19 protein-coding genes and 1 pseudogene are annotated in these 21192 nt (G+C 41.3%); 10 read left to right on the top strand and 10 right to left on the bottom strand.

Annotated features, from left to right (window positions below):
• Positions 1-117: 117 nt before the first annotated feature.
• The 4 genes from ACEYW6_RS01285 to ACEYW6_RS01270 all read right to left on the bottom strand — a co-directional run bounded on the left by ACEYW6_RS01285 (position 118) and on the right by ACEYW6_RS01270 (position 4719).
• Complete coding sequence (locus ACEYW6_RS01285; RefSeq protein WP_412978441.1) at positions 118-1371, bottom strand: pilus assembly protein PilB; 1254 nt, start codon at positions 1369-1371, stop codon at positions 118-120.
• A gap of 302 nt (positions 1372-1673) precedes the next feature.
• Entirely contained in the window at positions 1674-2861 is a 1188-nt protein-coding gene (locus tag ACEYW6_RS01280; RefSeq protein ID WP_196511159.1) for a HetZ-related protein 2, read from the bottom strand.
• Positions 2862-3974: 1113 nt separating this feature from the next.
• Positions 3975-4325: a carbon dioxide-concentrating mechanism protein CcmK gene (locus ACEYW6_RS01275; protein ID WP_100899978.1), complete on the bottom strand. Its 351-nt coding sequence runs from the start codon at positions 4323-4325 to the stop codon at positions 3975-3977.
• An 82-nt stretch (positions 4326-4407) separates the two neighbouring features.
• Positions 4408-4719 (bottom strand): BMC domain-containing protein, encoded by a 312-nt coding sequence (locus ACEYW6_RS01270; protein WP_100899977.1) that lies wholly within the window; start codon positions 4717-4719, stop codon positions 4408-4410.
• 184 nt (positions 4720-4903) lie between these two features.
• Between ACEYW6_RS01270 and ACEYW6_RS01265 the strand changes: the two genes are divergently transcribed.
• Together ACEYW6_RS01265 and ACEYW6_RS01260 are read left to right on the top strand one after the other, a co-directional pair.
• A complete protein-coding gene (locus ACEYW6_RS01265) occupies positions 4904-5788 on the top strand; it encodes an alpha/beta fold hydrolase (RefSeq protein WP_412978328.1) in 885 nt (294 codons plus the stop codon).
• Positions 5789-6107: 319 nt separating this feature from the next.
• Entirely contained in the window at positions 6108-6710 is a 603-nt protein-coding gene (locus ACEYW6_RS01260) for an acyltransferase family protein (RefSeq protein WP_412978327.1), read from the top strand.
• Between the two features lie 128 nt (positions 6711-6838).
• Here the strand turns inward: ACEYW6_RS01260 and ACEYW6_RS01255 are convergent, their stop codons facing one another.
• Together ACEYW6_RS01255 and ACEYW6_RS01250 are read right to left on the bottom strand one after the other, a co-directional pair.
• The gene (locus ACEYW6_RS01255; RefSeq protein ID WP_412978326.1) at positions 6839-7462 is read right to left on the bottom strand and encodes a hypothetical protein; all 624 of its coding nucleotides are present in this window, start codon (positions 7460-7462) and stop codon (positions 6839-6841) included.
• Between the two features lie 2 nt (positions 7463-7464).
• Positions 7465-8097 (bottom strand): ParA family protein, encoded by a 633-nt coding sequence (locus ACEYW6_RS01250; RefSeq protein WP_190890864.1) that lies wholly within the window; start codon positions 8095-8097, stop codon positions 7465-7467.
• Between the two features lie 203 nt (positions 8098-8300).
• Between ACEYW6_RS01250 and ACEYW6_RS01245 the strand changes: the two genes are divergently transcribed.
• Positions 8301-9683, top strand: a complete 1383-nt coding sequence (locus ACEYW6_RS01245; protein ID WP_412978436.1) for a cytochrome P450 — start codon at positions 8301-8303, stop codon at positions 9681-9683.
• Positions 9684-9816: 133 nt separating this feature from the next.
• Here the strand turns inward: ACEYW6_RS01245 and ACEYW6_RS01240 are convergent, their stop codons facing one another.
• From ACEYW6_RS01240 to ACEYW6_RS01230, 3 genes and pseudogenes are all read right to left on the bottom strand, one after another.
• Positions 9817-10410 carry an acyltransferase gene (locus ACEYW6_RS01240; RefSeq protein ID WP_412978325.1) on the bottom strand — a complete coding sequence of 198 codons (594 nt, stop codon included), beginning with the start codon at positions 10408-10410 and terminating at the stop codon, positions 9817-9819.
• 133 nt (positions 10411-10543) lie between these two features.
• Positions 10544-10972, bottom strand: coding sequence for a hypothetical protein (locus tag ACEYW6_RS01235; RefSeq protein WP_190890860.1), 429 nt, complete (start codon positions 10970-10972; stop codon positions 10544-10546).
• An 89-nt stretch (positions 10973-11061) separates the two neighbouring features.
• Positions 11062-11316 (bottom strand): annotated as a pseudogene (locus tag ACEYW6_RS01230) (ABC transporter); the annotation flags it as partial.
• Between the two features lie 162 nt (positions 11317-11478).
• Between ACEYW6_RS01230 and ACEYW6_RS01225 the strand changes: the two are divergent.
• The 7 genes from ACEYW6_RS01225 (at position 11479) to ACEYW6_RS01195 (ending at position 20301) form a co-directional block, all read left to right on the top strand.
• Positions 11479-13161 (top strand): SulP family inorganic anion transporter, encoded by a 1683-nt coding sequence (locus ACEYW6_RS01225; protein WP_412978324.1) that lies wholly within the window; start codon positions 11479-11481, stop codon positions 13159-13161.
• A gap of 165 nt (positions 13162-13326) precedes the next feature.
• On the top strand, positions 13327-14247 hold the full coding sequence (rbsK, locus tag ACEYW6_RS01220; RefSeq protein ID WP_412978323.1) for a ribokinase: 921 nt from the start codon (positions 13327-13329) through the stop codon (positions 14245-14247).
• Positions 14248-14326: 79 nt separating this feature from the next.
• Positions 14327-15388, top strand: a complete 1062-nt coding sequence (locus ACEYW6_RS01215; RefSeq protein WP_412978322.1) for a glutathione S-transferase family protein — start codon at positions 14327-14329, stop codon at positions 15386-15388.
• A gap of 52 nt (positions 15389-15440) precedes the next feature.
• The gene (locus ACEYW6_RS01210) at positions 15441-16325 is read left to right on the top strand and encodes an aspartoacylase (protein WP_412978321.1); all 885 of its coding nucleotides are present in this window, start codon (positions 15441-15443) and stop codon (positions 16323-16325) included.
• Between the two features lie 501 nt (positions 16326-16826).
• Positions 16827-17810 (top strand): polysaccharide deacetylase family protein, encoded by a 984-nt coding sequence (locus ACEYW6_RS01205; protein WP_412978320.1) that lies wholly within the window; start codon positions 16827-16829, stop codon positions 17808-17810.
• Positions 17811-18247: 437 nt separating this feature from the next.
• Positions 18248-18487: a hypothetical protein gene (locus tag ACEYW6_RS01200; protein ID WP_412978319.1), complete on the top strand. Its 240-nt coding sequence runs from the start codon at positions 18248-18250 to the stop codon at positions 18485-18487.
• 215 nt (positions 18488-18702) lie between these two features.
• Positions 18703-20301 (top strand): Hsp70 family protein, encoded by a 1599-nt coding sequence (locus ACEYW6_RS01195; RefSeq protein WP_412978318.1) that lies wholly within the window; start codon positions 18703-18705, stop codon positions 20299-20301.
• Here the strand turns inward: ACEYW6_RS01195 and ACEYW6_RS01190 are convergent, their stop codons facing one another.
• Positions 20302-20589 (bottom strand): PIN domain-containing protein, encoded by a 288-nt coding sequence (locus tag ACEYW6_RS01190; protein WP_412978435.1) that lies wholly within the window; start codon positions 20587-20589, stop codon positions 20302-20304.
• Positions 20590-21192: the final 603 nt, after the last annotated feature.

The following is a 21192-nucleotide window of genomic DNA, read 5'->3' as shown; positions in this document are numbered from 1 at the left end:
ATACGATCGCAAAATTTGTATTTATTTGAGATGAAGCTCTAAGGTTTATCAGTCTAGAGTTCCATTACAACATAACAATTATGTATGTGATCGAAATCAGCGGTTTCACTGACAGACCTATGATTTGCTGTTTGTTGGTGGATTGCTATCTAGTGCCAGTATTTTGACCTGTTGGTCTAAATTTTTCACTAGTTGATTCAGGGTAACTAAAGCCTCTAATTGCTGAGAGTCAAGGCTGGGATTCAGGAAAAGCCGTTCTTGTAGTTCATGTAATTTGAAGCTGAGTTGCTGAGAAATTCCTAAGGCATCGCGGCCCAGACGCGCTAACTGTTGTTGCTGATAGAACTTTAATGCTGCTCCCCGCAAGACTTGGAGTGTTGCCTCTTCACCGTAGATCCCCGGCATGACTCGCAAGCGTAATAATAAGCGGTTTTTTTGATATACGTATTCTTTTTCTACCTGTTTTGGTTCTGCAATCGTGGTGACGGGCAGGGAAGCAAACCGCTTTAATTCATTCAGTACTCCTTGGAAAACTGAGAGCGGTAGTTTGTCTAATACAGACTGTAAAACTCCATTGTCACTCCACAATATTCTGCCTTCGTAAGCTTGTCTTTCTAAGTACAGCCTACCAATTCCCCCAGCCAGGATTCGCCCTAGTAATTCTTCTAGTAATTTTTTGGGTGGTAGCGTTGGCAGCACCTCAATAGGACTAAATAATTCGGGAACTTGCGTGGGCAAAATAGGTAAATTTTTTGGTGGTGCGGCTTCGGAAGTGTCTCCCTCTTGACCTTTGGAAATAGGGGTCAAGAATGTCGTACTTTGAGATGACTGATCTAGCTCTGGGATAGGAGGCAAGTCTACCCGCTGCCCAGAATGTTGACGCTTTTGTGTCTGAAACACCATCAATATTGGTTGCTGATTTGATTCTGAGCCGGCATCTATGGAGGCAAAAGGTTTGTCAGCAATGCTAGCTGGGCTATTTGGAGGAGAGTCCGCTGTTGGCTGATGCACTTGTTGGGCATCTAGCTGGGATGTATTCTTATGGTTGAGGTAGGCTGATAGTATTCTGCGGTGAGCGTCGGCTGCGATCGCTTCAATCACCATTGTGCAATTGATATAAGACAAAATGCGACCAGCATAATCTAGTGCCTCGCCCTCTTGTGGATGAACCATACCTAGCAAGAGGTTTTTGTCTTCTAATCCTAAGGGCAAAATCTGGTGGTAGAGGCAAGCTTCAAAAGACAAAAGACTATCAATCAGTTGGAATATTTGCTCGCGATCGCTTTCTTCCTCCCACTTTATTTGAGCGGCAGTTAGCATTTGCTGTCTATTTGCTGCGGTATTATTTAGTTCGCCCTCTGAAGACAACATAGGTTTGATTGCTTGGTGTTTACTTATATAATATTTTGCCTTTAATATAGTAGGTAGTTAATAAAGATACTTTGTTGGATTGTTAAAATTTAAATTATATATACCTAAGTAGACGTAAGTAGAAGATTAATTTCAGATGTAGATTAAGTATAATACTGAGTTACCTTCTACTTTAGTAACTCAGGCATGAGGGTATAAAAAGGCAAAGGGGGAGAGGGGAGGAACTTGTTATGAATTCTCCCCTGCTCCCCATCTCCTACTTTCGCACACCATCTGAATTGATCAACTATATGTCTCACAGCCTACTCCTGGGTTCTTAACGCTTGGGCAGCAAGATAGACTTTTGTCCATTCGCCTAGCACTTGATGAGTTTTAAGTTTTAACTGTTGGGCTATTACTTCTATTGAGTTACCCGCTCTCCGCAAATCTAGAATCTGCCGCCCCAGAGGAGTCAATTTTTCATAAAGTTGCTGCCATTGATTTTGTGTTAATCCCAAGTTATGTTCTTGCAAGGAAATTGAGAGCCAGCTGTCTACGAGTTCTGGTTTCCCTTTGAGGGCAAAGACACGCACGGCGTGGTAACTAATTTTTTCTCGCAGACGGTATACTTCTTTAGTCTGTTTATTTAATCTGTGGGCGATCTCTTCCTGGGACTTACCCTGCAAATACAGTCGTAGCCACTCTACTGCGTCTGTCCCCAAATTTTCTTGTAAATAATTTTCAAATTCTTTTTGTACTGACTGACGCAGCGCTTGTTGTTCTTCTAGCTGTTGTGCTTCTTGATATTCTGCGATCGCCTGACTATCTACTAAGTTAACTCGATTGTCACTGTCGTCTGTGAGAACTTCTTCTGACACTAGCCTAATTAAGTCACGGCCTGGCACTTGGGTTAAGCCACCGCGCTGAGTGCGACGCAAGTAATTTACAAACCGATAAGCTAATAGGGGTTGATTGCGGACTGGTCGCAAACAATATTCTTCCACACAGGCAAATAGCAGAGCATCCCCTAATCGTCTATCGGTTGTATATTTGGCAATATCAGCCATTTGTTGTTGCATATAGGCATCGGTTTGCAGTAACTCTTGGAGTACTTCTTGCAATACATCCATGACACTACGCTGGCGATCGCGGCTAAGGGCAACCCAAGTCTGAATTTTATTCCGTAATGTCACTAAACTCCCCAGTCGCGTTATCAAGTTGCGATAAGCACGTTCTCGCCCTAGTCCCAAATAGCGTTGACGTAAAATCCTCCAGCGATATTCCATCGCTTGCTTGGCGATATCTAGTTCTTTAGGGTTCAACAGATCAAATCGTTTTGAGTCAGATCCCAACAGCCAGAGAATAATACTTTGCCTAGCAGCTTCATTTTGATCTGGACATTCCTCAGCCAAGCGCTTCTGCCAATCTAGAGCTAGTTTTTCCACATCCTTTGTCATAGCGAGATTGCGCTCCTCGAAACTCAATTTAGAAGTTTGCATCACAACCCCCATTTGTCCCACCTAATTGTTTAACTGGCAGCTGCCCCGGATTTCATGAAAATCATGAAAATATCCCAGTGATTCCACTTTTATTACGTCTTAATTCACTAGAATTATGCAGAAATTTCTACATTGATGTTTTATTTTCAATTTCAAAATCCCCCAAAACCATGCCTATGAGGCGTTTGAGCCAATTCTGTTAATTTAAACTTTTTGTAAAGTTATGTTTTTGAACTGAGAACAGAAATCTACCTAGAGTGGTGACCATACACCTTTGCAGGAGATGGGTTGGGGAAACCTAATATTGTGTAACCGAGCCGAGGAACGAATCTAATTTAACTCAATATTGAGACGTTATTTCAGCCGTATAAGTTTCAACGCTATACAATCCCTTACGTAGTAGGATACTTAGTTAAATCTCAACACGCTTAGTACTAGTGATCTTTTTTACCAAAAATATCCCCCAACCCAATCCACTTACTTATGGAGTAAACCTCCAGACATTCGGTTACGTAGCGTGTTGTAGACAAGACTATGCGCTAGAGCGTTTCCCCTGTTCTCAAAGGGAGAAGACCGCGCTGGCTCCCCTTAAAATGGGTTTAATTCCCTACTTTTTAAGGAGGGTTAGGTAAGATCAAGCATTAACTGTATTGTATTAAGTTAAACTTCTTAATGTTTTATTATTTTATTTAAGTGTATATACGTAATTTAAGCATAAATATTAAATAAATAAATTTTTGGATAAATACTATAGCTATGGCGTGGAATCAACCTCAGTATTCCACATGGCGTTCACTATTTTCAATAATAGGGATTGATGGCAAATTTATCCTTTCTAAAGTAGCTTTATCCACAACTATGTCTCTAAGATTGGCAAGTTATTCTTAAAAGTTTTATCTTTCCAAAAATGAATAGTCAACAGTCAATATTGATTTTGACTATTGACTTTGACTGTTGCTTTCCCTCTGCTTCAAAATTCAACTTATGCAAAATATAAAAACAGAAAGAATGCAACCTTCAAAAGCTTTAATGGTAAGAAGCCTTACAAGAGACTTCTCTTTAAATTAATTTATGGGGAGGGGATTCTTCGTTTTTAATTTTGAATTCTCCCGCAGAGTGTTGACTCTATAGACCATTCGATGATCTCACAATGGGATTTTCTACAGATTCTCGATACTGTTGGACTTGTTCTGTGTAAGCAATTGGCAGAATAGCTTCAACGTTTTCATGGGGACGAGCAATAATTACCCAGGATTCTAGTGTACCGCCATAGACATTTTCTGCGGCTTCAACACCAGCAGCCATAGCGGCTTTTACTTCAGAAACATCACCACGAATATTAACTGTAAAGCGGGCGCTACCCACTCTGATATAACCAACGAGGGTGACTCGACCAGCTTTTACCATAGCATCTGCTGCTGCTAGCACCGCAGGGAAACCTTTTGTTTCAAGTGCTCCAATTGCCTGTAATGACATAATTAATCTCCTGTATGAATAAACACCGAGGCTACAAATTAATTGTACGAAGCTTCGCTACAGATTTTGATAGCAAAATTGCTTAGAACATGCGGAAAGGTTCTGATTTTTCAGTGAAATGGATTGGTAATATAGTTTCCACATTTTCCGGTGGATTGGGAACTATGTAGTGGGTGATTACTGTACCAACTTTTACTTGCTCTCCAGCGGCGATTCCGGCTTCAACAGCTCTATTTACTTCAGAAACGTGTCCCCGAACAGCGACTAACAAGCGAGCGCTTTCGGCTTGACCATAATACACAATTGTAACTGCGGCAGCTTTGACCATTGCATCAGCTGCTGCTAAGACACTAGGAAAACCTAAAGTTTCAATTACGCCAACGGCCATTGGCATGGCATTAGCTCCTGGATTAAGGGATAGGCGATATTAATTGTACGTGGCTTTAGTCCCAATTTTGACATTTTGGAAAACTTTCTTTGATGCTAAAAATTCTAAAAGAGTGGGGATTTGCCGATTCACCACTCACAACTCCCTGTTCTAGAGGTAGTCTGTAGTCTATGGACTAAAATATTGATGTATGTTTCCGAATTTTCTTCCTGAAGCAGTTGGGCAACTGACAGAATCTGCCTCGATCGCACTAGCTCAAAGTATTCAAACAACTGCGATCGCTACTCCTTTAATTAATCAACCAGTTACTACGACCTATGTCAAGCAAGGGAGTGGTGGAACTCCTATTTTATTAATTCATGGCTTTGATAGTTCTGTATTAGAATTTCGGCGGCTTTTGCCACTACTCTCTGGAGATAATGAAACATGGGCAGTCGATTTGTTGGGTTTTGGTTTTACAGATAGACTCTCAGGAATTGCTTATAGCCCAACTGCGATTAAAACCCATCTTTATTATTTCTGGAAAAGCCTGATTAACCAACCTGTAATTTTGGTAGGCGCTTCGATGGGGGGTGCGACTGCAATTGATTTTACGCTGACTTACCCAGAAGTGGTAAAAAAGCTGGTGTTAATTGACAGTGCGGGGTTGGCGGGTGGTTCACCATTAAGTAAATTAATGTTTCCCCCATTGGATTATTTAGCAACTCAATTTTTGAGTAATCTGAAAGTGCGCGATCGCGTTTCCCGCATTGGATATAAAAATCAAAGTCTTGCCTCTGTAGATGCGCTATGTTGTGGCGCATTACACCTACAAATGCCCAGTTGGCATCAAGCTTTGATTACTTTCACTAAAAGTGGTGGTTACAGTGCTTTTAGATTTAAAAAATTATCAGAAATTTTGCAACAGACGCTAATTTTATGGGGTGATTCCGATAAAATTTTGGGTACTAGGGATGCCATGAGGTTTAAAAGGGCAATTCCACACAGTACTCTCGTTTGGATTCAAGATTGTGGTCATCTCCCACACCTAGAACAACCACAAATTACTGCGCAGCATATTTTAGGCTTTCGATAATTGTAGTTGAAACCCAAGAAATCTGATGTAGCTGTTGCAATTTGTTGGGTGTAAACGGGAACGCGCTACAACAGTATAGTTGAGTATCAAGCTAGCGCAAATCTCAACAAGTTTTCTGTAACGCTTATCTGTAAAATTTTTAACCTACTGCTAATGGCTTTTGTCAGAGCCACTATTTTTCTCTTTGATAGTGTTACTTTCACAGAATTTTAGGGAACTCTGTAGCTAGAGCGATCGCAAACCTATCTCTAAAACAGACAACAGATTATTAGGGTAAATTTGAGAATTTGCTAGAGAGCTAGTTTATAGAGAAATAGCTATGAGAACAGAAAGAAATAATAGTCTAGATGCCTTAAAAGCATTAAGCATTGCTTTTGTTTTTATCTGGCATTTACGACCATTTCAATTTATTATAAATGATTCTACTGATGTTACTGTACTTGTTATTGCTAAAATTCTGAGGGATTTGGAATTACAATTATCTTTAACAGCCGTTCCGATATTTTATATTGTTTCTCTTTACTTATTTTTTCAAAAATCAGGTGGGGTAAAATACTTAAAAAAAAGAATTACTAAGCTAATTAAAATTTATTTGTTTTGGGTAATTGTTCAGAATATATTTTTTATTATAGCTACGAGACAAATCCCTAATTTTTCATGGCAACTCATTAGAGGTTTAGAACCAAGCTTACCACTTGTAGGTGATTCTGTTTTCTATTTTCTATTTAATCTTTTTTGCTTAACAATTTTGGCCTTTTTATATCAACTCATAAAATCAGATTCTCTAAAAATAATTGGAGCTTGTACAGTCCTAATATTTTGTTTATTTTATTTTGAAGCCAGTTGCGTAAGTCCTATATTTTTTACTATTTTATCTGTTTATTTATTGAGGTTAAGTTCTTTAAAGCAGTTTATCTCTTAGTAAGTAGGCTTTATTTGATTGGCTGACTCTAGTATACTGTAGCGGAAGTTAGCCTAACTTTAACAAGGGGCAAAATCCCCTTGTTAAGTGTGGTTAATTGTAGTTAGCTGGATTTTGACCAAGCTGTACTAGTCAAGTAACCACATCTCATTAGAACTCTCAGGATACACATTTGGTTGATTTTGTGGTTGATTTTGAGCTAGTGTTTCTGAAGAGCGATGTGATTTTTTGTAGTTAAGTGGATTGTAGTGTTCTTTTACGGGTTTTATAGCACTAGTTTCTTTTACAGCTACAGCAAGTTTAGAATTATCTTCTGCTGTTTGTTTTAAAGCATTAATTTCTTCTATAAGCTTGGAATTCGCTTCTGCTAGTTGCAGTGCTGTTTTTTTGGTTGCGTCAAGTTCTTTTGTTAGCTGTTCTGCTAGGGTTTTTTGTTCCGATGCTAATGTTTTTTGTTTAGTTAATTTTGATTGCAAATCAGCAATTTCTTGTCCAAGAGATGCTTCTTTTTTGTGGCTTGTTTCTAGATTAATTGTCAACTCTTTAACAGTTGCTTCTAAATCAGCTTTAGTTGGGCTTGTGCGCTTAGTAGAATTTGGCTCAGGTGTTTGTGTTGAGGATTCCTCATCAGATGAAGCCTGTTCTTCAACAATTTTTTCTGCTGTAACTTCAATTGCAGATTCACCTTCTTGGGGTGTAAATTTTTGCGCCTCTTCTTGTAGTAAGTCAGAGAGACTTTGTTTCCTAGCCATTATTATTTTCTCCAATCACGCTGTAATTCATCAGCTGCACGGCGGTAGTCTAACTCCGCCTCCCGTGCATTACTTCCTCGCCATTGACTAATCGCTACACCCTCAAGTGCTGCTCGTTCATGAGCCTTATAGGCACGGATAAAGGTATTACAAGTAGGAATACCTAATCGAGTCAGAGTGTTTTTTGCTTCTACTGCTTCCCCAATACTGCGCGTATCGACTTTGGTAAGCAGTACCCGATGGAGGGTTCCCACGGGGATGACGGCTTCCTTGACTGTTTCCACGAGGATAGCTAAATCCATTGCGGCTGGGGGTGTAGGCAAAACTAGATAATCTGCGATCGCAACTACCGCCACTAATGCTTCAGAGCGCAGCGCGGGAGGCGTATCCACCACTACTAAATCGTAACCTGTTATCTTTCCTAAATCACCTAAAAGTGCGGGATCTGTTTCTTGAGATAAATCAAATCCCATTCCCTGCTGACTGCGCCCAAACCACCAACTGGCAGAACCTTGAATATCTGCGTCAATCAGCAGTACCTTCTTTTTCTTCGCAAAATTTGCAGCCAGATTGACTGCGGTAGTCGTTTTACCGACTCCTCCTTTACCGTTGAGAATAGCGATGATTTTTGGCACTGCTTGGTTCCGATGCGGCCTTATACCATTTTAGATTTTGGATTTTGGATTATGAAAGAGCTAGTGGTTATCGGTTTGGGCGCTCCATTTGTCGAAATCATTTTTTAAATTGCTATTACAAGAATATACCGCTTTGTGTACCCCTAAATAACATGAAAACTCGTAACAATAAAATTCAGAAGCTATCAACTCCACAAACTCCTATGACACCAACTTACAATCTGCCTGATGGGCCTCAAATGCCGCGCTGGTTGCGGATGATCAAGTTTATTGGTCAGCCTGTAAAATATGTGGATGATTTTGCCAAAATCTATGGTGACACTTTCACGATCAGGAGTAGTCGGTCTGATAACCATATTGTGTATTTTAGTCAACCCCAAGCCCTTGAGCAGATTTTTACTGCTGATTCCAGCCATTTTGAGGCTGGTAGGGGGAACATAGGACTAAAATTTTTGCTTGGCGATCGCTCCTTTATGTTATCAGATGGCGATCGCCACCAACGCCAACGCCAATTACTAGCTCCTCCCTTTCATGGCGAAAGGATGCGGGCTTATGGTCAGGATATCCAAAAAATAACCCGACAGGTCAGTAATGAATGGCAAATTGGCAAGCCTTTTAATATCCGTGAGTCGATGCAAGAAATCACCTTGCGTGTTATCCTGCGGGTTGTATTTGGTTTAAATGAAGGAGAGCTTTTTGACGAACTGAGGCGATCGCTAAGTGATTTACTAGACTTCATCAGTTCACCCGTAATGTCTAGCGCCTTCTTTCTCCGGTTTATGCAAAAAGATTTCGGTGCGTGGAGTCCGTGGGGTTGGATTCTGCAACAACGGCAAAAAATTGATCAACTTATTTATGCTTTGCTTCGAGAACGTCGGGCAGAATCTGAGCAAAATCGCCAAGATATCCTGAGTTTGATGATGACTGCTCGTTATGATGATGGTCAAGGGATGTCAGATGAAGAATTACACGACGAGTTGATGACACTGCTAGTTGCGGGACATGAAACGACGGCTTCCGCATTAACATGGGCTTTTTACTGGATTGACCAATTACCAGAGGTGCGTGAGAAGTTGCTACAGGAAATCACCACCATTGAAGTTAACGCCGATTTGAGTAGTGTAGCTAAATTGCCCTATTTGACAGCAGTGTGCCAAGAAACATTGCGAATTTACCCAATTGCCATGACTGCTTTCCTGCGGATTGTGAAGACCCCAATTAAAATTATGGGCTACGAACTGCGAGAGGGAACGGCAATAGTCCCCAGTATTTATTTAGCGCACCACCGAGAAGAAGTCTACCCACAATCCAAGCAGTTCAAACCAGAACGCTTTTTAGAAAGACAATATTCACCATACGAATATTTACCCTTTGGTGGCGGTAATCGTCGCTGTATTGGGATGGCATTTGCCCAGTATGAAATGAAAATTGTCTTGGCAACTGTTTTGTCGGATTTTCAAGTATCGCTAGTGAATAAACGTCCTGTGCGCCCTGTACGCCGTGGGTTAACTATAGCCGCACCGCCCGGAATGCGAATGATTGCAACACCTCAAGTGAAGCGTGCAAATACACCAGCCCTAGTTTAGGCAAGTAGGGTGGGTATTTTAATCCCCACCCTACTATCGCGCAATAATTACGAATTACGAATTACGAATTACGAATTACGAATTACGAATTACGTTAGCGTAGCGGTAGCGAGTCCTCGAGCGTCCTTACGAATTACGAATTATCCTGACTTTCTTGCTTATCGGCGAGTTTTTGATAATGTTCTTTATCGCGGTATTTAATTGTTCTCATCGGTTGATTTCCAACAATTGCTAAAGGTTCAACATTAGTATTTACAACCGTACCAGCCGCCACAATTGCACCATCTCCAATGGAAACTCCCGGAATAATTAGGACATTTCCGCCAATCCAAACATTGCGGCCAATGACAACAGGTTTATGAATGTAGACATTATATTCATAGGGTAAATCATTACTTTGATAGTCATGGTTAGCGGAGAGGATAACAACATTAAAACCAAGAGTTGTGTTATCGCCAATTGTGATTCCACCACGACCATCTAATACAACATTAGGGCCAATGTAGACTTTGTTCCCCAGAGATACATTTTGCGGATGGTCAATTTTAATATCTCGTTTAAATCGTAGACCAGAGCCACAAAATTTTAATTGACTCTTCAGTTCTTGATGTTTGTAGCGCCTGATTTTGGTTTCTATGTATTCTCCCCAGCTTACCAGACGAGGCACTAACCATTGTTCCAATAATCGCTCTAATTTATTTGTAATTTTATTTTTGATCTCTTTCATAACACCTCACGGAAGTTTAGGAACCCTCTGGCTTTCAAGCAGTGAGGAAAAACGACGCGGGTACTTTAGCACCCTGCGCATTTATTAGGTTTCCCCGATTAAAGTTCTTTCTCTTCCTTAGCGTTCCTCTGCGTTAAAAAACAATCTCCTCACTCATCCGCTGTTCCAGCACATCTAATAACCCATCCACATCCTTACCAACTTGCTCAAAACAAATCGGTGGTGCTGGTTCCGGTGCAAACTGAATTAACTTAATTTCGCCCTTACCAATACCAATCATCACAACTTCCATTTCTGGCTTGTGATTCTCGACAATTCCCAAAATTTCTTGCAGCCGATTTTCAACTTTAATATTTAAATTCTCTATCTGCTCTTTCGGACAATAAACAAAATGCGGCGTTGGTTGCAAATCAATACCAACAGTACCCTGACTGTCACCATTTGCTAACCACAATCCCCAAAACAGCGCCGCCAACTCTTGCTGATTTGCTTTGACAAACTTATCCAACTGGCGACGCCACTTGGTATCACCTGATTCTGGTTGACTATTACCAAAAAACATAAATAATTCGTAATTCGTAAGGACGCTCGAGGACTCGCTACCGCTACGCTAACGTAATTCGTAATTGAGAGACAAAGAAGGCACGAAAGTTATCTTAAGCCTGATTGTACACGCCAGAGACTAGAATAAATGCCATCTTTCTCCAACAGTTGCTCATGGGTTCCCGATTCTACTAATTTTCCATGTTCCATGACACAAATGCAATCGGCATTGCACATGGTGGAAGGACGATGATCGATTACCTACGGGAAGCTACGCGATCGCTGGATTGCCACTTCTGTCTCATTATCCATCGCCGAGGTAGCTTCATCTAAAACCTAGGGCGGATTTTTCAAGACTGGACGCTACAAGCTAATGACAATATAATATTGACTGTTTTCGGAGATGTCTATAATAAGGGAGTTTTTGCCCGCAGGCTCTTTGAGGTTCCGGGTATTATGGTGAATTGCCTGCATACCACATCTATGTATGCATCGAAAAATTGTGTATAAGAGTTAAAACTGAATATGGCAATATCTGATATTCTCGAAGAACCACAGCGTCTGAGTCGCTTGTTTAGTGGACTGCGTGGCGATTTTACGGGAGGGCTGACAGCAGCCGTGGTAGCCTTGCCTTTGGCTTTAGCCTTTGCGGTGGCAAGTGGAGTAGAACCAAAAGCTGGACTTTACACCGCTATTGTGGCGGGAATTGTAGCGGCAATTTTTGGTGGTTCGTCAGTACAGATTACAGGGCCAACAGGTGCAATGGCTGTGGTTTTGGTGGGAATTGTCGCCAAGTACGGCATTGAGAAAGTTTGGATTGCTGGGGTGATGGCTGGGATTATCCAAATTGCCTTGGGGGTTGCCAAACTTGGACAACTAGTGAAGTTTATTCCCTATCCAGTGACGGCAGGCTTTACCAATGGTATTGCCGTGATTATATTTTGTGGTCAATTAAATAATTTCTTCGGTTTACAACTACCGCGTAGTGAACATTTTCTGCCCGGACTTTGGCAAAGTCTCACTCATGTAGAAGCTTTAAACTTGGCTGCTGTTGGGTTGGCAATAGTGGTGATTGCAACCACGGTTTTGTGGCCCAGGATTAATTCTACAATACCGGGTTCTTTAATGGGGTTGGTGTTGGCAACAGCGATCGCTTCTTATTTCCATTTGAATGTACCCACAATTGGCAGCATTCCACAATCTTTACCGATGCCCCAAGGTATTCCCCACTGGAATGATTTTAGTGTGATTCGGGAACTGATTAATCCAGCTTTGGCTTTAGCAGCACTGGGAAGTATTGAATCGTTGCTGTCGGCGGTGGTGGCTGATGGGATGACGGTGAGCGAAAAACACAATAGCGATCGCGAATTAATTGGTCAAGGGTTAGCAAATATTATTATCCCATTTTTTGGTGGCATACCCGCAACAGGTGCGATCGCTCGGACTGTTGTCAATGTCCGTTCTGGCGGCAAAACCCGACTATCTGGAGTAATTCACGGCGTTGCCTTAGCCATTATTGTTTTAGCTTTAGCACCCCTAGCTGCACAGATTCCTTTAGCAGCACTTGCTGGCATTCTGATGGTAGTTAGCGTGCGGATGATTGAGTGGGAAGCCATTGGTTTATTGATGCGTGCTACCTACTCTGACTTTGCAGTGATGATTCTCACCTGGCTAGTAACAATCTTGTTTGACTTAGTTCTCGCTGTCGAAGTGGGATTGATTGCAGCTGGAGCATTGTTTATCAAACGGATGAGCGATTTAAGCCTAGTCAAAATACCTGAAACCGAAGTATTTCCCCCTGGTACTCCTCTGGAATTAGGTAAAGAAATTGCTGTTTATCGGGTAGATGGCCCTGTGTTTTTTGGTGCTGCTGAACGGTTTGCTACTTTTCTCCGCGATGAACCGGAAGTGAAGTATTTAATTCTTCGGTTGCGGTTTGTACCAAATATGGACACAACTGGGTTAGTAGCTTTAGAGGATATTTACCACGATTTGGAACGGCACAATTGCCGCTTAATTCTCACAGGTTTACAACCCGAAGTCCAACAACTACTAGAACGCACAGGATTGTTAAAAACAATTGGATTATCAAATTGTTTTGAAACAACGACAGATGCAATTTGCTCTATCTCTCCTCAGATTCAAGGATGTTCTCTACCTGTAGCGGCTGATTTGAAAACAAAAGAATTGATGGAATTAAATGAATGAATTACGATCTTTTGCCAAAAGGGAGATACCCGGAAATTGGCGTTTGCGTAGCGTGTCCTAAAGGACAAGGTATTGTTATTTATAGATATTTAGTTGTTTGAACCGTTGCGATCGCTTCCTGTAGTATTAGGCTGAATGACTTTAAGATCAACAAAAATACCTATCATGAGTATTATCGTCTTCGGCAGCATAAATATAGACTTGGTAGCAACAGCACCCAGGTTACCAGTCGCAGGAGAAACGTTACTAGGAGAAAAATTTTTTAAAGTTTCGGGAGGTAAAGGAGCTAATCAAGCCGTAGCATTAGCAAAATTGGGAATTCCTACCCAAATGGTGGGGCGTGTAGGTGCAGACGGTTTTGGGGGAGAACTTGTCAACAATTTGCAATCATCTGGTGTGCAGATTGACAATATTTTCGTGGATGAGACTGTTAGTTCTGGAGTCGCCATCATCGCCGTAAATCATGCTGGGGAAAATCAAATTATTGTCATTCCTGGTGCAAATGGGTGTGTCAATCAAGAAGATGTCGAGCGATTGTCCCATTTATTACCAGAAGCGACAGCACTGCTTTTACAATTAGAAATTCCAATTAATGCCGTGGTTGCAGCCACTAAAGCCGCCAGAAAAACCAATACAAGGGTAATTCTCGATCCTGCACCTGCACAATCTGATTTTCCAGATGAACTTTACCCGTTAGTGGACATTATTACACCGAATGAAGTTGAAGCCGCGCAGTTAGTGGGTTTTCCTGTGGATGGAGAAGAACTTGCAGCCAAAGCAGCTGGAGTTTTATTACAACGGGGTGTGAAATGTGCGATCGTCAAACTGGGTGCTAAAGGTGTTTTTTGTGCCACTGCTGAGGAGAAGTTTTTTGTACCCGCGTTTTCAGTTCATGCAGTTGACACAGTTGCTGCTGGCGATGCTTTTAATGGTGGCTTAACGGCGGCACTTTTTGAAGGACTTTCTTTACATCAAGCAGTTGTTTGGGGTGCAGCAGCTGGTGCTTTGGCGACGACAAAAGCCGGCGCACAAACTTCGCTACCAGATAGGTTTACATTTGATGCGTTTCTGAGGGAAAGGTTTTAGCTGCGATGTCTACGGCGGGCTACGCCTACGCAAATTTGATACGATTAGCTTAAAGAACTCCCAAAACAAGATTGTCACCATGAGCAACTCAACTCCAATGGATGACGAGAAAAATCTTCCCAAGAAAAAGGGCAGAACACTACCACTACCTCCTAAGCTGATTATCTGGCTGGGAAAGTTTGTCTGGACGACTATGTGGAAGATTATGATGTCAAAGCTTGCTCCTAGCAATCAGTCGGGAGCGTATATTCGTCCTAATAGCCAGTTTCGGAAGTTCATCGGAAAAGAAGAGGGAAATCCCCACCCACCAGCAGCGGGACGCTACAAACTCTATGTTGGGCTGGGCTGTCCTTGGGCGCACCGAACCCTAGTTGTGCGATCGCTCAAAAAACTCGAAGCGGTAATATCAGTATGTATCGTCTCTCCATCTCCCATTGAAGGCGGTTGGATATTCAACGAGGAAGAAGAAGGTTGTCGCACAGTGGCTGAATTTTATCAGCTGGCACAACCTGGTTACAGTGGACGCTCTACAGTTCCAATTTTATGGGATAACCAAACTAAAACTATCGTCAACAATGAGAGTTCAGAAATTATCGTCATGCTGAACTCTGAGTTTAACGAGTTCGCCAACAATCCCACGTTGAATCTTTACCCAGAAGCACTTAAAGAAAAAATTGACTGGTGGAATGAGAAGATTTATCACGCAGTAAATAACGGTGTGTATCGCTGCGGCTTTGCCCAAAGCCAAGAAGCATACAATCAAGCTTGCAACGAACTGTTTGCAACTCTTGATGAGATTGACATTGCATTGCAAACTAGTCGATATCTGTGTGGGGATAATCTCACACTCGCAGATGTCCGTTTATTTACGACGTTATTTCGGTTTGATAGTGCCTACTATGGGTTGTTTAAGTGCAATAGGCAGCGAATTCGAGACTATCAAAACCTGGGAGCTTACTTACGTGATTTATATCAGCTTCCTGGTGTAGCTGACACCTGCGATGTAGAAAGTGTGAAGCGGGACTACTACGGGAACCTATTCCCACTCAATCCGGGCGGGATAATTCCCGATGGGCCTGATATGTCTTATCTTTATCAACCACATGGGCGCGATCGCATCAGCACAGTGAATGCTTCATAAGGTACATTGAGAACTGATACCTCGATGGCTTCATTCTGGAGTAGATGTAATTGTGAACCAGATTAATCGAGTTGCAATTGTCGGTGGAACTCATGGCAATGAATTTACCGGGGCCTACTTAACCCAAAAATTTGCCCAGTTTCCCGATTTAATTAATAGACGAAGTTTTAAAACAGTCACCCTGCTAGCAAATCCTAATGCTTTTGCAGCAGGGAGGCGATATGTAGAGAAAGATTTAAATCGCTGTTTTCTCAAGCAAGATTTACAAGATCCGACTTTAAACAGTTATGAAGAATTGCAAGCTAAATCAATTCAGAACACCCTAGTATCAAACAGGGATAACCAAGCAGATTTTATCTTAGACTTGCATAGTACTACAGCTAATATGGGTTTGACAATTATTTTGGTAAACAGTCATCCCTTAAACTTAAAATTGGCTGCTTATCTAAGCCAGATTAATCCTTTGGTTAGGGTTTATCGCTGCTCTTTTAAATCAATTGAACAAAACCCATTTGTAAATTCCCTGTGCGAATTAGGCTTTGCGATCGAGGTTGGCCCTATTGCCCAAGGACTCTTAAAAGCAACGCTGTTCCAACAAACAGAGGAACTTGTTTATGCAATTCTCGACTATCTAGAACAGTTTAACCAGGGTGAAATTCTATCAAATAACGAAACATTGATTTTCTATGAGCACTTATCAGTTGTGGACTATCCCAAAAAACCGGATGGGAAAATCTTTGGAATGATTCATCCAGAGCTTCAGGACAAGGATTATCAAGCCTTAAACCCAGGAGATCCAATTTTTATAACCTTTGATAATAAAACAATTATTTATGAGGGAGTATCTACCGTTTGGCCGATTTTCATTAATGAGGCAGCTTACTACGAAAAGGGAATTGCAATGTGTTTGACTCAGAGGCAGCAAATCAATATCTAAGATGTAAAGAATATTTTTTGTAAAATCGCTTTTTATTGGAAGTGAGAATAGAAATTGAGCATCTAAATTATCAATAACTTCATATATCTAGCTCCATCGCTAAAACTTATTTATATACGTTTAAATGCGTCTTTGTTATGATATATTGATGACCAGTAATTAAATATCAGGGTAAAAAGTTGTCTAAAGGGTCGATCAAGTTGAGAGCAAAGAAGCGCTGAAAACCCATTATCTAATTCACCGGAAATATCTTTTAGACCAGTAGAATTTGACAAATATGGGAAGCTTGTTAGTGTCAATCTAAGCTATGTCTACGATGGGCTACGCTTACAGAATGCTGCTCTTAAAGTCACTCTTGAATTTGAAAATTAGGAACTGCAAATCTTATGGCTTGAGATTTCTTATAAAAATAGCCCTGAGTCAAAGAGCAAAACTTGACCGATAAAGCCCAAACCTAACATTATATTTACGTTTAAAATTGTCCAAATACTTGAACTCATAATGAAAAGCAAGCGACAACAAAACAAACCAATAGCCAGCCTTTCTTTAGACTTGGATAATATTTGGTCTTATCTAAAAAATCAGGGTGCTCCGGGTTGGGAGGCTTTCCCCTCTTACCTGGATATTGCAGTCCCTCGTTTCTTAGAGATTCTCCAGCAATGGGATTTGACAATCACAGTATTTATTGTGGGTCAGGATGCAGCGTTAGAAAAGAACACCAAGGCATTACAAGCGATCGCCAGCGCCGGTCACGAAATTGGCAATCATTCATTTTATCATGATCCTTGGCTACATCTGTATTCAGAGGATGAGATTGAACAAGAGGTGGCCTTAGCCGAACAACATATCAAGCGCGTCACTCATCAACATCCTATCGGCTTTCGGGGGCCTGGATACAGTTTTTCTCCTGCGGTATTGAAAGTCTTAGCACGACGGGGATACGAATATGATGCTTCGACTTTTCCCACATTTTTGGGGCCCATCGCACGAGCATATTATTTGATGACCTGTAAACTGAGTAAGGAAGAACGCAAAAAACGGGAAGCCTTGTTTGGCGGTTTCAAAGAGGGTTTGCAGCCTCTAAAACCTTATCAGTGGCACATGGGTAAGGATAGACTCACTGAAATTCCCGTTACCACCATGCCAATTTTTAAGGTGCCAATTCACTTTAGTTACATCATGTATCTGAGTACATTTTCTTCGGAAGTGGCGTTACTCTACCTGCGAATTGCCCTGTGGCTATGTAAACTGACTCATGTGCAGCCTTCTTTGCTACTGCACCCTACAGACTTTGTAAGTCAAGAGGATGTACCAGAACTATCATTCTTCCCTGGAATGAGTGTTCCCACTTACAAAAAGCTGGCAATAGTGAACAAAAGTTTGGAACTTATATCCAGTCAGTTTAATGTTTTGACTGTTGGACAACACGCCAAATCCGTAGCCGATGCCCGTCAACTGCCTGTATTAGTGCCTCAAAAGAGGTGAAAATATGATCTATGCGATTGATAAGTCCAATTTGTATCCTTAATTACAGGAAAATTTAACTTTGTTCTGTCTTTGAGAAGGAGGAAATAGTGTTGTAAAAACAATAATTTTATGTTTAAAATAGTTCACTATTCCAATGTCTTTATTAAAAACTTCTGGTGATATCCCTTCCCCAGAGGTTATTTTTTAAAGATGGCATGTATATAGTGGTTCTCGTTTACGTAAGTTACACCCGTAGGGGCACGGTATGTTGCCTACACCTTGGGATACTGATGTTGTACCGCATCTGAATAGGAACCGTTATAATCATATTTTTTAACAATTCTCTAAGTTTTGAATAGCAGCCACTTATCTTGAAACCAGCTGACATTTGCTAGCAAGAATGTGTAAAGTAATTGAGAGCCAATCACTATCTCTAATCTTTGACACATCTATCTATGGTTAGAAAAACCCAACGTCTTTTGCTGCTAGTTGTTTCCTGTAGTATAACTGGTGTAATTTTAGGAGGTACTGCTGCTTGGGCAGAAAGTAATCTCTGCTTGGAAGACAGCAAGATTACAAGTGAGTGTCTAACTCAAGATCCAATCCAAAAAACTATTCAAGGAATGAGTGGCGGATTGTTAGCTGGGGCTGGGGCCGCTTGCGGCGCAGCATGGCAGTTACGGCATGAAGATTGAGTTAGGAGTAGCCCTGTCAAGGTGGTGGTAGCCATGCCAAAACTATTTATTTTAGGTTAAATCATTTTGTGCGTAGGCGTAGCCCGCTGTAGGCAGCGCCTCCTTAATTTCCCCAAACGACCGTTAGATTATCAATTGCATTGTTGATGCCATATAGAGAATAATCACAGATAAAGCAGCTTTGGCCTCTTCGTGCGAGAGAATAAATATAAAATATGGCGATCGCAATCGATTTTGGTACTAGCAACACAGTCATTGCTCGTTGGAATCCTGTAACCCAGCAGCCAGAAACCCTGACTCTGCGAGGTTTATCAATTAAACAAAATCTCAATCCGCCACTGATTCCCAGCTTGGTTTATGTTGAAGACGCAACCCAAAATAAAGTTTTAGTAGGGCAACAAGTACGCGATCGCGGTCTTGACCTCAAAGGCGAAACTAGATTTTTTCGCAGCTTTAAGCGGGGTATTGGTGCAGATATCCAAGGTTTTTTACCCGAACTAGATGGGCAAATTGTCACCTTTGAACAAGTAGGGCAATGGTTCCTCACCCAAGTAATTGAAGAACTAGCACCCCTGGAAGGTGGCTTAGATTCTCTTGTATTAACCGTACCCGTAGACAGTTTTGAAGCTTATCGTCACTGGTTGGGGAAAGTTTGTCAAGCTCTGCCTGTCGAACAGGTGCGAATGCTAGATGAACCCACAGCCGCCGCCTTGGGTTATGGCTTGGCAGATCAAGAAATTCTCTTAGTGATTGACTTTGGTGGTGGCACTTTGGACTTGTCCCTTGTCCGGCTGGATCAAGGCGGGCAAGCAACCACAAAACCCCTGGGATTTATCCTCAAGTGGGGTAATAAGTCCTTAGCTGAAGATTCAAAACAAAAAGTCAAAACTGCCCGTGTCCTGGCGAAAGCTGGGCAAAATTTGGGTGGTACTGATATTGATAATTGGTTAGTAGATTACTTTGCCAAAACTCAAGAGTTGGCGGTAAGTCCGTTGACAACAAGATTGGCAGAACGGGTGAAAATTCAGCTATCAACTCAAAACCAAGCGAGTGAAGTTTATTTTGATGATGAGACATTTGAAAGCTATGAACTGGAATTAAACCGTGATACTTTTGAAAATATCCTCAAAGAACATGCATTTTTTGAGTTACTGGATGAGTCAATGACGACGCTGTTGCAGCAAGCAAGACGGCAAGGAATAGAACTTCCAGATATTAATGCAGTTTTGTTAGTTGGTGGGACAGTGCAATTGCCGGCAGTGCAGACATGGATAAAACAGTATTTTGAACCAGAAAAAATCCGTTGCGAACGTCCCTTTGAAGCGATCGCTCAAGGTGCATTACAGCTAGCTCAAGGGATACAAATCAAAGACTTTTTGTATCATAGTTATGGTATCCGCTACTGGGATCGTCGCAATCAGCGTCACAAATGGCATTCTCTGATTAAAGCTGGACAGGCATACCCAATGAGTCAGCCAGTGGAATTAGTCTTAGGCGCTTCAGTGGAAAATCAGCCCAGCATTGAACTAATTATGGGAGAATTGGGAGCAGATACGGGTAGTACTGAAGTTTATTTTGATGGCGATCACTTAATTACTCGCCGTATGGACAATACTGAAACCAGCGTCAAACCCCTCAACGATCAAGAAGGTGCCAGGACAATTGCCCAACTGACACCAGCCGGATATCCTGGAAGCGATCGCATCAAAATTCTCTTTCAAGTTGATGAGCAACGCTTTTTGCGAATCACCGTTGAAGACTTGTTGACAAATGATACGCTGTTGGAAAATCAACTTGTTGCACAGTTGAGTTAATTAACTAAAAGGATTTAAAAGTGGGATACCGCAGCCATCGGCATCCAATATGTTGCACCTTACTAAGGTCAATTGATGAATTTGAGCAGTAGTAGCAATCATCATATCTGCTTGGGTGTGTGTTTTCCCACTTAATCTTAGTTGACCTCGCCATTCCCCGGAGCGCTTGGCAATTTCAATGGTGATGGGCAGTACTTGACAGTAATTTTCCAAAAAGCTCTCGAACCATATTTGAATTCTAGGGTTGGGCTTGGATGTCAGTCCGTAAAATATTTCTTCAACTGCGATGTCTACGACGGGCTACGCCTACGCACTCAGAACTATTGAGGAAACTCTTTCTGCCCATTTCAGTACACAAGAGTTAGGTTATTCAATCCAGTTTCTCAAACTATAAAGTTGATCAACGTTGATTTTAGCCCCGCTGTTTTAGCTATTTCTGGCAGAGATTTTCGTAACATTTCTGAAAGCATTCCCTTCAGGTAAAAATTTGAAGCCTTCAAACAAAAAGCTTGTTTTCTCTTTGCCTCTGCCTATCGCGCTTACGCTGCGCTTCTCTGCGAGACGCTTCTCTTCGAGAGGCTTCTCTTCGAGAGGCTTCGCCAACGCCAACGCCAACGCGCACCACGCAAATAAATTCTCCAAATCAAAGCGGATTACTATATCTGATAGTTATCATTGCATCAAATATATGAATTTCTTGGTTGTACTAATTAATTAAGTCAAAAAAGACATAACCATAATTTAAATATAATAGTTATCATAAATATAAATCTATAGAGTAGAGAAGTCAGGCATAATTTAAGCAGATATATAAGCTTTTACTTATATGTCTAATCTAATATTTATTTAATAATTCCGCTTCATATTTGACAACTTTCACAAAAAAACCTG

Source organism: Nostoc sp. UIC 10607 (assembly GCF_047228265.1).
Taxonomy (GTDB): domain Bacteria; phylum Cyanobacteriota; class Cyanobacteriia; order Cyanobacteriales; family Nostocaceae; genus Nostoc; species Nostoc foliaceum_A.
The sequence above is the reverse complement of the archived record's forward strand: the minus strand, read 5'-3'. Positions and strand labels throughout refer to the sequence as shown.